This is a genomic window from Profundibacterium mesophilum KAUST100406-0324, from assembly GCF_009835145.1.
Taxonomy (GTDB): Bacteria; Pseudomonadota; Alphaproteobacteria; order Rhodobacterales; family Rhodobacteraceae; genus Profundibacterium; species Profundibacterium mesophilum.
This window is the reverse complement of record NZ_APKE01000035.1, coordinates 65,649-78,369: the sequence shown is the minus strand read 5'-3', so window position 1 is coordinate 78,369 and position 12,721 is coordinate 65,649. Positions and strand designations below refer to the sequence as shown.

Below are 12,721 nucleotides of genomic sequence, written 5' to 3'. Positions count from 1 at the left end.
CAACAACAGCACGAGGAGCGCGGCCGTTGACCGCCCCCATCACCGATCGAACCTGCCGGGAGGCGCCGCGCCTGCGTGATTTCGAGGGCGACTGGACCCTGTCGCGGAAGATCGAGGATCGCCGCGCGCGGCTTTCCGGCCGGCTCGACGGCACGGCACGCTGGCAGCCTGCGGAAGGGGGCCTGCGGATGGGCGAAGCCGGGTTGCTGCGCTTTGGCGCGGCGGCGCCGATCCGTGCCGAGCGCGGTGCGCTATGGATGCAGGACGGCCCCGATATCCGCGTGCATTTCGAGGATGGGCGCTTCTTTCACCTGATCGCGCCGCGTGCGGGGCGTGCCGGGGCGGTGCATGAATGCGCACCGGACCGTTACGAGGTGACCTATGATTTTCGTGACTGGCCGCGCTGGAGCGCGCTCTGGACCGTCACCGGCCCACGCAAGGACTACGTGATGCGCAGCGACTACGCACCGGGCGAAAGGCCAGCGCGCAACGAGAAAGGGGCACCGTGACCGGGTGCCCCTCTACAGGACCGTGCGGCTCCTGCCGCCGGCCCCCATACGCGCGGCAGGGTCATACGCCATAGACAGCCTTCCACGCGATCCGATGCGCGTCGCCGGGATAGATGTCGAGATCTAGGGCGACATCGCGGGGCAGGGCGGCGATCTCGCGCCGGGTGCGTTCGTATTCGCCGCGTTGGCGGGCGCGTTGGTGCAGGCGATCAAGGAATGTCATTCCGGCTCCTTCAAGGGTTCGAGCCGCGGTCCATCCGCGGCATGCCTGTCATTTGGCCACAAGGGCGGGATGGCACAATCACCGCCGCCGCGGGGCCGGATATGCAGCAGGGACATGGCGCGCGGTGCCCTTCGGACCCCTTGCGGGGTTTGGACTGTTGAGCCGCGAAAGGGAGCCCCGCCAGATGACCGTCAGACCCGCCCTCGCCATACTCGCCCTTGCCGCCGCCCCCGCGCAGCTTGTCGCCGCGCCCCCCGCGTCCATCGCCAGGACACCTCCCGATGCCATTCCCGCGCCCGCGCAGATCGACAGCGCGGATTATACGGGCGGCGCACTCCCCGAGGGTCGCAGCGCCATCACCGTGCGCCTGCAAGTGCTCCTCGACCGGGCCGGCGTCTCTCCCGGCGTCATCGACGGCTACGCGGGGGAGATGTCACGCACCGCCATCGCCGCCTTCGAGCTGCGCGAAGGGCTGCCGGTCGATGGCGCGATGGACGGTGCCGTCTGGTCCCGCCTGAATGGGGCGGCGGCAGGTGCCGTGACAGCGTCCCACATCATCTCGCAAGAAGATGTCGCCGACGTGGGCGGAGCGCTCCCGGACGATTACACCGCGCTCGCCGATCGCCAACGCATCGGATACGAGCGCGCCAGCGAGGCACTCGCCGAGCGTTTCCACATGGACGAGGCCTTCCTCGAAGGGCTCAATCCCGGTGCACGGTTCGTGCCCGGCGAGCGCATCACCGTCGTCGATCCCGGCGGGCGCCGCGCCGGCGCGGCGGTGCGCGTGGTGGTCGACAAGCAGCGCCGGCGCGCGACCGCCTACGGCTCCGACGGCCTTGTCCTCGCCGATTACCCCGTGACCATCGGCTCGTCGCAGACGCCGTCGCCCTCGGGCATCGTCGAGGTGACCGCGATCGCGATCGAGCCCAATTACAGCTACAAGCCCGACGAAAATTTCACGCAAGGCGACAATGACGAGTTCCTGCTCCTGCCGCCGGGGCCGAACGGCCCAGTAGGCAGCGTCTGGATCGACCTGTCGAAACCGACCTACGGCCTTCACGGAACCTCCGATCCGGACAGTCTCTTCGAGGCGGCCAGTCATGGCTGCGTCCGCTTCACCAACTGGGACGCGCAAGAGCTCGCGCATATGGTGAAACCCGGCACGGTCGTGGAGTTCGCCCGGTGAACGGGCGTTCGGCCTGGCTCGCGGCATTTCTGGCGGGCGCACTCACCCTCGCGGTGCCGCTCGGCGCGCAGACGCAGGCGGCTCCCGACAGCAGTCCCCGCCCCCAGGATCGCCCAGAGGACCGCCCCGTGCGCGTGGATGCGCCCGAGGAGACACCCGAGGAGACCCCTGAGGCCGCGCCGGAGGATGGAACCGATGATGCCGGCATCGAGGCGCCCGCAAGCGCGGCGCCCGAAGCCACACCCGCGCCCACCCCCGTGCCGGATGAGCCACCCGCCTGGGAGGCGCTCGAGGAGAGCCCCGAGGAACTCGCCGCTTGCCTGGCCGCACTTGACCGGCGCGGCACGGTCTATGCCCGCATCGCCCCGCGCCGCGAGGAGGATCGCGACTGCGGCATCGCGAACCCGCTCGAGATCTCCGAAATCCTGCCCGGCATCGCGATGGAGCCGGATGCCGTGATGCGGTGCCAGACGGCGCTCGCGACCGCGACCTGGATCGAGGATTTCGTGCAGCCGGCAACGGCCATCCTCGAGGGCCGCGGCGCGCTGGTCTCGGTGCGCCATGGATCGAGCTATGTCTGCCGGCGGCGCAACAACCTTCCGGCGGGCAAGCTGAGCGAGCATTCCTTCGGCAATGCCGTCGATATCATGGGATTCGAGTTCGAGGAGGGCGCCTTCCTGCCGATCGAGCCGCGCGCTCGGGCCGGCACGGTCGAGGAGGCTTTCCAAAGGGCGGTGCGCGGCACGGCCTGCCTGTCATTCACCACGGTGCTGGGGCCCGGCACGGATGCCTATCACGACGACCATCTGCATTTCGACGTGAAGGCCCGGCGCGGGGCATACAGGCTCTGTCGATGACGAAGGGCCCGGCGATCCCGCCGGGCCCAATGGATCGGATGTTCCTCCGATCCGCCGGATGCGGGATCAGATGAGCTTGCCCATCGCGACGGCCGTGTCGGCCATGCGATTCGAAAAGCCCCACTCGTTGTCATACCAGGTCAGAATGCGCACCATCGTGCCCTCCATCACCTTGGTCTGGTCGGTGTGGAAAATCGACGAATGCGGATCATGGTTGAAATCGGTGCTGACGAGCTGTTCATCGGTGTAGCCGAGGATGCCCTTGAGCGGGCCATCGGCCGCCGCGCGGATCGCGTCGTTGATCTCCTCGACCGTGGTCTCGCGGCTCGCGGTGAAGGTCAGGTCCACGACCGACACGTTCGGCGTGGGCACGCGGATCGCGACACCGTCGAGCTTGCCGTTCAGCTCCGGCAGCACCAGGCCGACGGCCTTGGCCGCGCCGGTCGAGGTCGGGATCATCGACAGGGCCGCGGCCCGCGCGCGGTAGAGGTCCTTGTGCATCGTGTCGAGCGACGGCTGATCACCGGTATAGGAGTGGATCGTGGTCATGAAGCCGCGCTCGATCCCGATCGCATCGTTCAGCACCTTGGCGACGGGCGCCAGGCAGTTGGTGGTGCAGGACGCGTTCGACACGATCTTGTCCTCAGCGGTGAGGGTGTCGTGATTGACGCCGTAGACGATGGTCTTCTCGCCCTCGACCGCGTTCGACAGGGGGGCGGAGACGAGCACGCGGCTCGCGCCGTTCTCCAGATGCGCGCGCGCCTTCTCGGGGGAGGTGAAAATGCCGGTACATTCCATGACGATGTCGACATCGCCCCAGGGAAGATCGGCGGGGTTGCGCTCCGCGCTGACCTTGATCTTGCCGCGGCCCACGTCGATCGTGTCGCCATCGACCTTCACCTCGGCGGGGAAACGGCCATGCACGCTGTCATAGCGCAGCAGGTGCGCGTTGGTCTCGACCGGACCCAGATCGTTGATGGCGATTACCTCGATATCGGTGCGACCCGACTCGATGATCCCGCGTAGCACATTGCGCCCGATGCGTCCGAATCCGTTGATGGCGACCTTGACTGTCATACTTCCGCTCCTCTGCGTTCAACTGGTGCCCATGCGCGGGCGCCCCGGCGATCCGGTGCCGGATCGCGTCAATGCCGAGAAAGCGCGTTCTGCGCGCGGCGTCAACCTGCTGGCGCTATCGCCAGAAAGCGATGTGCTGAACGAAGGCGGCAAGCTTGCGCGCGGCGAAGATGCCGCCGCCCGTGCCCAGCAGCTGATCGAGAAGGATGAGGGCGATGATCGCGGCCCCGAGACCGATGGCGATAGCGTTTGTCATGCGGTTTCCTCAAGGTTAAGCGTTGACGGCCACGCGCCCTCCCGCCGATGCAGGACAGGGCCGCCGCATCCGCATCCGTGCACCCGATCGTTCTAGGAGATGTCGCCGATGACAACGAGCGAATTCACCGATCTGGCCGGCCGCGTCCTTCTCGGGTCGCTGTTCCTCGCCGGAGCGGTGCAAAAATGGGTCGATCCGCTGCAGGTCGAGGGGCTTCTGGCCGGCTGGAGCCTTCCGGCGGCGCTCGTGTGGCCGGCACTCGTCTTCAACGCGGTTGCTGGCGCCTTGCTGATCGCGGGCATTGCCCGGCGCCCCGTGGCCCTCACCCTCGCGGCCTATACCGCGCTCACGAGCTTCTTTCACCTCGTCCCCGGCGATGGCTGGCAGATGTCGATCTTCGTCAAGAACTGGGCGATCGCCGGCGGGCTTCTGGTGGTTGCGGGCCACGCTCCCCCGGCACGGGGCGGGGATACCGTGCGGGGGCCGGAACGCGAAACGCCGCCCCGGTGATCGGAGCGGCGCGACAGTAAGGGCAAGCGGCTTGCGGCCGTGCGGCGTCAGACGCGCACGGGGCCGATCATCATGACCATCTGGCGGCCTTCCATCTTCGGCATGTTCTCGACCTTGCCGACATCCTTGGTGTCCTCGGCCACCCGCTCGAGCAGCTCGCGGCCCAGGTTCTGGTGCGCCATCTCGCGGCCACGGAAGCGCAGCGTCACCTTGACCTTGTCGCCATTCTCGAGGAACTTGAACACGTTGCGCATCTTGACGTCGTAGTCATGCGTGTCGGTGTTCGGCCGGAACTTGACCTCCTTCACCTCGATCGTCTTCTGCTTTTTGCGGGCCTCGGCCTCGCGCTTCTGGGTCTCGTACTTGTACTTGCCGAAATCCATGATCTTGCAGACGGGCGGCGAGGCGTTCGGCGAGATCTCCACGAGATCGAGCCCCGCCTCCTCGGCCAACTGCATCCCGCGCTGGGGCGTGACGACACCGACATTCTCTCCTTCCGAGCCGATCAGGCGGATCTCGGGGACGCGAATCCGGTCATTGACGCGAGGGCCGGTATCGCGGGTCGGCGGGGCATTGTGCGGTCTGCGGGCTATGGCGCTGGTCCTTGTCTCGTTTCGAAGAATTGATGCGTAAGGATAATGTTGGCCCAGCGGGTTTTCAACCGCATTATCGGCGAGGCGCGGCGGGTGCGAAGAAAAATCCCCGCCGCCCGCCGCCCGCCGCATCATTGCGTTCAGCCCACGAAGGCCTTTTCGACGACGTATTCCGCCGGCGCGCTGTTGGCGCCCTCGCGAAGGCCGGCGGCTTCGAGGATTTCCTTGATGTCGGTGTTCAGACCGATCGAGCCGCAGACCATCGCCCGGTCGAGCTTGGGATCGAGCGGGGGCGCATCGAGATCGGCGAAGATCTCGCCCGAACGCAGCAGGTCGGTGATCCGCCCCATCTTCGCGCTCGGCTCGCGGGTCGTGGTGGGATAGTAGACCAGCTTGTCGAGCGCGTCGCCCATCAGCTCACGCAGCAGATCGTCGCCGCGGACCTTCTCGACCAGTTCGCGCCCGTAATCGAGCTCCTTCACGTCGCGGCAGGTATGGGTGAGGATGATCTGGTCGTAATCCTCGTAGGTTTGCGGCTCGCGGATCAGCGAGGCGAAGGGCGCGATGCCGGTCCCGGTCGAGAAGAGCCATAGCCGGTTCCCGGGCAGCAGCGCATCATGCACGAGGGTGCCGACCGGCTTGGGACGCAGGATGATCTGGTCGCCCTGCTGGATATGCTGCAACTTCGAGGTGAGCGGGCCGTCCTGAACCTTGATGGAGTAGAATTCCAGCTCGTCGTCCCATGCGGGCGATGCGATCGAGTAGGCACGCAGGAGCGGCTTCTGCCGTCCCGTCGCGGGGTCGGGATCGCCCATGAGGCCGATCATCACGAACTCCCCCGAACGAAAGCGCAGGCTCGCGGGGCGTGTCACCCTGAAGGAAAAGAGGCGGTCGGTCCAATGCGTCACCGAGGTGACGGTCTGCGCGTCCGGCAGGGTCTTGGACGGGGCCTGGGTCTTGGCGGCTTGGGTCACGGGTGCGGTCATCTCGTTCATGGCATGAAACGGGCCTCGGCCCGCCTCCCTCTTAAGGCTGTATTGCTTTGGTGAAAAGCGGCGTCAGGCTCGAAGCCGCGCCTGATAGTCATGGGCGCGCCAGTCGGCGCGTGCGCGCCATTGGTCCTGCGGCTGCCGCTCGGCGAGCTCGTCGGTGATCTCGACCTCGTCGAAGCCCACGCGGCGCGCCATCGCGTATTGGTCGGCGATCACGTGACCATGCGCGCGAAGCCGGCCGGCAAAGCCGAGCTGGCGCAGCCGCCGCGCGATGGTGAAGCCGCGCCCGTCCGAGAAGGACGGGAAATTGACGCGGATCAGGTCGATCTCGCTGATCCGCTCGGCAAGGGCCTCGGGGTTGGCGTCGCTCTGCAGATCGACGGCAAGCGCCGGCACATCGGCGCTCTCCGGCAGGGCGCTCTGGGGGTGGAAGTCATGCTCCCAGTCATCGGGGGCGAACCCCGTATCCGTGACGATCACGCTCATTGTCTGTCTCCTCGCGGGGCATGGCCCGCGCTTGTCCTGTCATCGGGCCGGGCCCGTTTTCGCCGCGTCATCGGGCGGGGTCTAGCCGCGCACCATCTTCCCGTTGACGAAATGGATGCCGCATTCCTCTTTCTGCGCACCGCGCCAGCGGCCGGCCCGCTCGTCCTCGCCGGCGCCGACCCGGCTCGTGCAGGGGGCGCAACCGATCGAAGGGTATCCCTGGCTGACCAGGGGATGGCGGGGCAGGCGGTTGTTGACCATGTAATCCTGAACGTCCGACTTGTCCCAATGGGCCAGCGGGTTGACCTTGATCCGGGTATCGTCCTCGGCCTCGAAGAACTCCAGCGCGGCACGGGCGCCGCCCTGGAAGCGCTTGCGTCCGGTGATCCAGGCATCGAAGGGCGCCAGTGCGTCCTGCAGAGGCTCGGTCTTGCGCAGCGCGCAGCAGCCGTCGGGATCGGTGCGGTGCAGCAGCGCGTCGGGATCGCGCTCCAGAAGCTGCCTGCGATCCGGCCGGATCACGCGGACATCGCTCAGACCCAGCTGCTCGGAGAGGTCCTTTTGATACTCCAGCGTCTCGGCGAACAGCATCTCGGTGTCGAGGAAGATCACCGGCGCGCTGCGGTCGACGACACTGAGCATGTGCAGCAGGACAACCGACTCGGCGCCGAAAGAGGACACGAGGGCGATGCGCCCCACCTGCGGATCGCTCAGCGCATGGCGCAGCACGGCGGTGGCGGAATGGTGGCGATAGCGCGCGTTCAACTCTGCCGCGCGCACGCCGACGGGGGCCAGGGGTATCTCAAGCGGCATCGGCACGCTCCTCTGGATAAAGTGCGGCCTTGAAAGGCGCAGCACCGAGCCGGCGATAGGCCGCGAGGAAACTTTCCTGGGCACCTTCGCGATGCTCGAGATAGGCATTGACCAGCCGCTCGATCGCCGGGACGATCTCGTCGGCGGAGAAGCCGCGTCCCGCGCGCTCGCCAACGGCGGCCGTTTCGGTGCCGTCGCCGCCCAGCGTGATCTGGTAATTCTCCACACCCGCACGGTCGAGACCGAGGATCCCGATATGGCCGACATGGTGATGGCCGCAGGCGTTGATGCAGCCCGAGATCTTGATCTTCATCTCGCCGATCTCATGCTCGATCTTCAGCTCGTCGAAACGGGTCGCGATTTCCTGCGCGATGGGGATGGAGCGGGCCGTTGCCAGCGCGCAGTAATCCATGCCCGGGCAGGCGATGATGTCCGAGATCAGGCCGATATTCGCGGTGGCCAGCCCGGCCTCGCGCAACGCGGCGTGGATCGCGGGCAGGTCGGACTTGTGCACATGCGGCAGGATCACGTTCTGCTCGTGGCTGATGCGCAGCTCGTCATGGCCGTAGCGTTCGGCCAGGTCGGCCATGACGCGCATCTGGTCGGCGCTGGCATCGCCGGGCGTCGCGCCATGCGCCTTGAGCGAGATCGACACGATCGCGTAGCCGTCGTTGCGATGCGCGGCAAGATTGGTATCGGCCCAGCTGCGGAAGACCGGATCGGCCGAGCGGGCGGCCTCGTAGGCCTCGACGGGCGCGTTGCGGAAGGCCGGCGCGGCGAAAGCCTGCTCGATCTCTCCCAGCAGAGCCTGATCGGCACCGCCGAATTGCGGACGCAGCTCGTCGAAACGCGCCTCGACGAGATCGCGGAAAGTATCGAGCCCGTTCTCGTGGACCGTGATCTTGATGCGCGCCTTGTACTTGTTGTCGCGGCGTCCGAGCACGTTGTAGGTGCTCACGATCGCCTCGCAATAGGGCAGCAGGTCCTCGAGCGGCAGGAAATCGCGGATCACCTTGCCGATCATCGGCGTCCGGCCGAGGCCGCCGCCAACGATCACCTCGAAGCCGGGCTTGCCACCTTGCTCGATCATGCGCAGCCCGATGTCATGGGCCTTGGTGACGGCCCGGTCGTTGGGGCTGCCGGTCACGGCGATCTTGAACTTGCGCGGCAGGAACTGGAACTCGGGGTGGTCGGTGGACCACTGGCGCAGCAGCTCCGCGATGGGACGCGGATCGGCGATCTCGTCGGCGGCGGCGCCGGCGAAATGGTCCGCGGTCACGTTGCGGATGGTATTGCCGCTCGTCTGGATCGCGTGCATCTCGACGTCGGCCAGTGCCGACAGGATCGCCGGGATGTCGGCGAGCTTAGGCCAGTTGAACTGGATGTTCTGGCGCGTGGTGAAATGGCCGTAGCCCTTGTCATAGGTTTCGGCGATCATGGCGAGCTGGCGCATCTGCCGGCTGCTGACGGTCCCGTAGGGGATCGCCACGCGCAGCATGTAGGCGTGAAGCTGCAGGTAGAGGCCATTCATCAGGCGCAGCGGCTTGAACTCGTCCTCGGTGAGCGAGCCGTCGATGCGGCGCGCCACCTGGCCCGAGAATTGCGCCACGCGCTCGCGCACGAAGGCTTCGTCGAAATCGCTGTACTTATACATTCACACTCTCCTCGGCCTGCTTGCCGTGGGCATAGTTCGAGGGTCCGCGGGTGCGGAACGCCTCGCGGAAATGGGTGGGTTCGGGACCGTCCGGCCCCATCTTGGCATCGGCAAGATAGGGGCCGACGGCGATGGCGGGCTGCGAGCCGGCGAAGAGCAGGCGCAGCTGCGCGTGGGCCTCGTCCTCGATAAGCTCGGCACGGGCCATGTCGCGGGTCCAGGTGTCATCCTCGGTGAGCCAGATGGCGTCGCCTTCCAGCAGATCGTTGGCAGTGACCACCTTGGGGGTGAAACGGCGGCTCATAGCGCGGCCTCCTTCAGATCGATGTCATGTGCGGCGGCACGCGCGGCGCGCGGTGCCAGCCCGTAAAGGGTCAGGGCAGGGCCGGTCAGTCCGGCCTCGGTCAGGGTGGGCTCAAGGCGCGACAGGCAGGTGTCGATCACCCGCTGATCGGGGCGCGAGGCATTCTCCACGATGCTCACCGGGGTCGCGGGATCGGCCCCGTGCATCAGGAGGCGCCCTTGCACGAAGCGTGCGCTGCGCTTGCCCATGTAGATGGCGGCAACCTCGCCGCGGCGCGCCAGGGCCGCCCAGTCGTGATCGGCGAAGCCGCGCGTGTCATGCCCGGTCAGCAGCCGCACCGCACTGTTGCGTCCGCGCTGCGTCAGGCTCTGCCCGATGGCGGCGACGGCGGCGCTCGCGGCGGTGATGCCGGGCACCACGGTCCAGTCGAGACCGGCAGCCTCGCAGGCCGCGATCTCCTCGTCGAGCCGTCCGAAGACGGATGGATCGCCCGACTTGAGCCGCACCACGTGAGCGCCGCGCCTGGCATGGGCAACCATCAGGTCGTTGATATCGCCTTGCGCCATGGACGCGCCGAAGCCCTCCTTGCCCGCGTCGAGGAGGATCGCCTCGCGCCGCGCCAGCTCGAGGATCTCGCCCGAGACGAGCCGGTCGTGGATGACCACGTCGGCCGCGTCGAGAGCCTTGCGGGCCTTCAGCGTCAGAAGCTCGGGATCGCCAGGCCCGGCGCCCACGAAAGCGACGCGTCCCGGCGCCGCGCGGCGGGCCAGATGCGCATCCAGAAGCCGGTCGAGGATGCCGCGCGCTCCCTCGGAGCCGCTCTCGGCAAAGGCCTGCGCACCCTTGCCGCCGTAATACTCCGCCCAGAAATCGCGCCGTGCACGGCCGAAGGGCAGGGCCTCGGCCCGGGCGCGGAACGCCTTCCCGATCCTGGCGAGCGGGCCGAGCACCGGCGACAGGCGCTCCTCGATATCGCCCTTGATCGCGCGGGCCAGCACCGGCGCCGCACCCTCGGTGCCGATCGCCACGGTAACGGGATCGCGGTCGACGATGGCGGGCGTGATGAACTGGCTGTCCTGCAGATTGTCCACGATGTTCACGAGGGCGCCCTCGGCATGGGCGATCGCGGCCACGCGCGCATCCTCCGCAGCATCCTCGTTCGCCGCATAGGCCAGCACCGCGCAGAGCGCGTCGCCGGGACCCATCGCGCGCCGTTCCAGGCGCAGCTTTCCGTCCCGCGCCCAAGCTTCGATCTGGGGCGCCGGATCGGCGGCGAAGACGCTCAGATGCGCCTCGGTCTTGAGCAGAAGGCGCAACTTGGCCAAGGCCGCTTCGCCGCCGCCCGACAGGACGATCCTGCGACCCTCGACACTGAGGAATACGGGAAAATGCTTCATCGTGACCTCGTCATACGTTCGCGTCACATATAGAATTATTTCCCTCCGGTGTCGCCATACCGCTTGCCGATAGGAACGCTTGTCCTGTAATGCGCCTCAAGAAGAGGTTTTCTTTCGATATGGCCCGAGGTGTGGAATGTCCGTCCGTCTAGATGAACTCGACCGGAAAATTCTCAGGGTCCTGCAGCAGGACGCCGCGAGATCGCTCGACGAGATCGCGCGCATCGTCGGCTCCTCCAAGACCCCCGTCTGGAACCGGATCCGCAAGCTGCGGGAGGCCGAGGTGATCGGCCAGCAGACGGTGATCCTCGATGCCGAGAAGCTCGGGCTGGAGGCATGTTTCTTCGTCCTCATCCGAACGGCCGAGCACGATGCCGGCTGGCAGGACAAGTTCCTGCAGACCCTGCGCGCGCGGCCGGAGGTGCAGGAGGCGCACAGGCTTGCCGGCGATATCGACTATATCCTGAAGGTTCGGGTCTCGAACGCGCGGGCCTATGACGTCTTCTACCAGGCGCTGATCTCGGAGGTGCGGATCCACAACGTCACCGCGCTCTTGTCGATGGAGGAGCTGAAATCGACGACCGTCCTTCCGGTGTGAGAGGCGGGGCCGCGGCCCATGCGCAGCATTGCGGCACGGCATCGCCCCCTGCGCGCAACCTTTCAGGAGCCGCGATGCCCTGCCGCCTACAATTATGTGCTTGTCCTGCGCTTTACGCTGGGGGAGACTGCGCGCCAGCCGTGACGCAAAATATTGCGCGCGCAAGGATCACTGTCTTGGACTTAGGGAGTAGAGACATAATGAAAATTCTCAATGCTGCATCCGTTGCCGCCGTTCTGGCCATGGTCGCCACGGGCGCTTCGGCCGAAGAGCACACCGGCGGTTGCGACGAGGGCGAGGAAGTCATCAAGTTCAGCCACGTCACCAATTCCGACAAGCACCCCAAGGGTCTTGCGGCCGCGCTCTTCGCCGAGCGGGTGAACGCGGAGATGGACGGCAAGGCCTGTGTCGAGGTCTTCCCGAACTCCACGCTCTACAATGACGACCAGGTGCTCGAGGCGATGCTGCAGGGCGACGTGCAGATGGCCGCGCCCTCGCTGTCGAAGTTCGAGACCTTCACCAAGCAGTTCCAGATCTTCGACCTTCCGTTCATGTTCAAGGACATCGCGGCCGTGGACAAGTTCCAGCAGGGCGAGACCGGCGATGCGATGAAGGAATCGATGACGCGCCGCGGGCTGCTCGGGCTCGAGTTCTGGCATAACGGCATGAAGCAGTTCTCGGCCAGCAAGCCGCTGACCAAGCCCGAGGATGCCGCCGGCCTGAAATTCCGCGTCCAGCCTTCCGACGTGATCGTGGCGCAGATGGAGCAGCTCGACGCATCGCCCCAGCCGATGGCCTTCTCCGAGGTCTACGGCGCGCTGCAGACCGGCGTTGTCGACGGGCAGGAGAACACCTGGTCCAACATCTATGGCCAGAAGTTCTTCGAGGTGCAGGACGGCTCCACCGAGACCAACCACGGCGTTCTCGACTATCTCGTCGTGACGTCCGTGGACTGGTGGGAAGGGCTCGACGCCGATCTGCGCGAGCAGCTCGCCACCATCCTGAGCGAGGTCACCCAGGAGCGCAACGACGCCGTGGGCGAGGTCGATGCCGAGGCGCGTCAGGCCATCCTCGATGCCGGCGGCACGATCCGCGAGCTTTCCGACGAGGAGCGTCAGGCCTGGGTCGACGCGATGAAGCCGGTCTGGGAGAAGTTCGAGGACGGCATCGGCGCCGAGAACATCGAAGCGGCCCAGAAGGTCAACGAATCCATGTAAGCCTGCCCCCGGAAGGGGTATGGTACCATGTCCGGGTCCGGGCAGGCAC

At 66.8% G+C, this 12,721-nt stretch carries 16 protein-coding genes; 6 read left to right on the top strand and 10 right to left on the bottom strand.

Annotation, left to right across the window (positions count from 1 at the left end; all coding sequences use genetic code 11):
• The first annotated feature begins 26 nt into the window (after positions 1-26).
• On the top strand, positions 27-509 hold the full coding sequence (locus PMES_RS14210; protein WP_236549815.1) for a DUF6314 family protein: 483 nt from the start codon (positions 27-29) through the stop codon (positions 507-509).
• A 61-nt stretch (positions 510-570) separates the two neighbouring features.
• Here PMES_RS14210 and PMES_RS16610 read toward each other — a convergent pair whose 3' ends face one another.
• Complete coding sequence (locus PMES_RS16610) at positions 571-732, bottom strand: hypothetical protein (RefSeq protein ID WP_201289012.1); 162 nt, start codon at positions 730-732, stop codon at positions 571-573.
• Positions 733-916: 184 nt separating this feature from the next.
• Between PMES_RS16610 and PMES_RS14205 the strand changes: the two genes are divergently transcribed.
• Both PMES_RS14205 and PMES_RS14200 read left to right on the top strand, forming a co-directional pair.
• Positions 917-1,918 (top strand): L,D-transpeptidase family protein, encoded by a 1,002-nt coding sequence (locus PMES_RS14205; protein WP_159966388.1) that lies wholly within the window; start codon positions 917-919, stop codon positions 1,916-1,918.
• A complete protein-coding gene (locus tag PMES_RS14200) occupies positions 1,915-2,775 on the top strand; it encodes an extensin-like domain-containing protein (RefSeq protein WP_159966387.1) in 861 nt (286 codons plus the stop codon). Before PMES_RS14205 ends, PMES_RS14200 begins: the two co-directional genes overlap by 4 nt.
• A 66-nt stretch (positions 2,776-2,841) precedes the next feature.
• Here the strand turns inward: PMES_RS14200 and gap are convergent, their stop codons facing one another.
• Together gap and PMES_RS14190 are read right to left on the bottom strand one after the other, a co-directional pair.
• Positions 2,842-3,852 carry a type I glyceraldehyde-3-phosphate dehydrogenase gene (gene gap, locus PMES_RS14195; RefSeq protein WP_159966386.1) on the bottom strand — a complete coding sequence of 337 codons (1,011 nt, stop codon included), beginning with the start codon at positions 3,850-3,852 and terminating at the stop codon, positions 2,842-2,844.
• Between the two features lie 115 nt (positions 3,853-3,967).
• On the bottom strand, positions 3,968-4,108 hold the full coding sequence (locus PMES_RS14190; protein WP_159966385.1) for a hypothetical protein: 141 nt from the start codon (positions 4,106-4,108) through the stop codon (positions 3,968-3,970).
• A 108-nt stretch (positions 4,109-4,216) separates the two neighbouring features.
• On the opposite strand from PMES_RS14190, the gene PMES_RS14185 reads away from it, so the two are divergent.
• On the top strand, positions 4,217-4,618 hold the full coding sequence (locus PMES_RS14185; protein WP_159966384.1) for a DoxX family protein: 402 nt from the start codon (positions 4,217-4,219) through the stop codon (positions 4,616-4,618).
• 47 nt (positions 4,619-4,665) lie between these two features.
• Here PMES_RS14185 and infC read toward each other — a convergent pair whose 3' ends face one another.
• The 7 genes from infC to cysG all read right to left on the bottom strand — a co-directional run bounded on the left by infC (position 4,666) and on the right by cysG (position 10,857).
• Positions 4,666-5,343: a translation initiation factor IF-3 gene (gene infC / locus PMES_RS14180; RefSeq protein WP_159966468.1), complete on the bottom strand. Its 678-nt coding sequence runs from the start codon at positions 5,341-5,343 to the stop codon at positions 4,666-4,668.
• Positions 5,344-5,351: 8 nt separating this feature from the next.
• The gene (locus PMES_RS14175) at positions 5,352-6,206 is read right to left on the bottom strand and encodes a ferredoxin--NADP reductase (RefSeq protein WP_159966383.1); all 855 of its coding nucleotides are present in this window, start codon (positions 6,204-6,206) and stop codon (positions 5,352-5,354) included.
• 63 nt (positions 6,207-6,269) lie between these two features.
• A complete protein-coding gene (locus tag PMES_RS14170; protein ID WP_159966382.1) occupies positions 6,270-6,689 on the bottom strand; it encodes a DUF934 domain-containing protein in 420 nt (139 codons plus the stop codon).
• 81 nt (positions 6,690-6,770) lie between these two features.
• Positions 6,771-7,502 carry a phosphoadenylyl-sulfate reductase gene (locus PMES_RS14165; protein WP_159966381.1) on the bottom strand — a complete coding sequence of 244 codons (732 nt, stop codon included), beginning with the start codon at positions 7,500-7,502 and terminating at the stop codon, positions 6,771-6,773.
• Complete coding sequence (locus tag PMES_RS14160; protein WP_159966380.1) at positions 7,492-9,156, bottom strand: nitrite/sulfite reductase; 1,665 nt, start codon at positions 9,154-9,156, stop codon at positions 7,492-7,494. Before PMES_RS14160 ends, PMES_RS14165 begins: the two co-directional genes overlap by 11 nt.
• A complete protein-coding gene (locus PMES_RS14155; RefSeq protein WP_159966379.1) occupies positions 9,149-9,460 on the bottom strand; it encodes a DUF2849 domain-containing protein in 312 nt (103 codons plus the stop codon). The genes PMES_RS14160 and PMES_RS14155 overlap by 8 nt, the downstream gene beginning before the upstream one ends.
• A complete protein-coding gene (gene cysG / locus PMES_RS14150; RefSeq protein ID WP_159966378.1) occupies positions 9,457-10,857 on the bottom strand; it encodes a siroheme synthase CysG in 1,401 nt (466 codons plus the stop codon). Before cysG ends, PMES_RS14155 begins: the two co-directional genes overlap by 4 nt.
• 136 nt (positions 10,858-10,993) lie before the next feature.
• Between cysG and PMES_RS14145 the strand changes: the two genes are divergently transcribed.
• Both PMES_RS14145 and PMES_RS14140 read left to right on the top strand, forming a co-directional pair.
• The gene (locus PMES_RS14145) at positions 10,994-11,455 is read left to right on the top strand and encodes an Lrp/AsnC family transcriptional regulator (protein ID WP_159966377.1); all 462 of its coding nucleotides are present in this window, start codon (positions 10,994-10,996) and stop codon (positions 11,453-11,455) included.
• 200 nt (positions 11,456-11,655) lie between these two features.
• Positions 11,656-12,672, top strand: a complete 1,017-nt coding sequence (locus PMES_RS14140) for a TRAP transporter substrate-binding protein (protein WP_201289011.1) — start codon at positions 11,656-11,658, stop codon at positions 12,670-12,672.
• Positions 12,673-12,721: the final 49 nt, after the last annotated feature.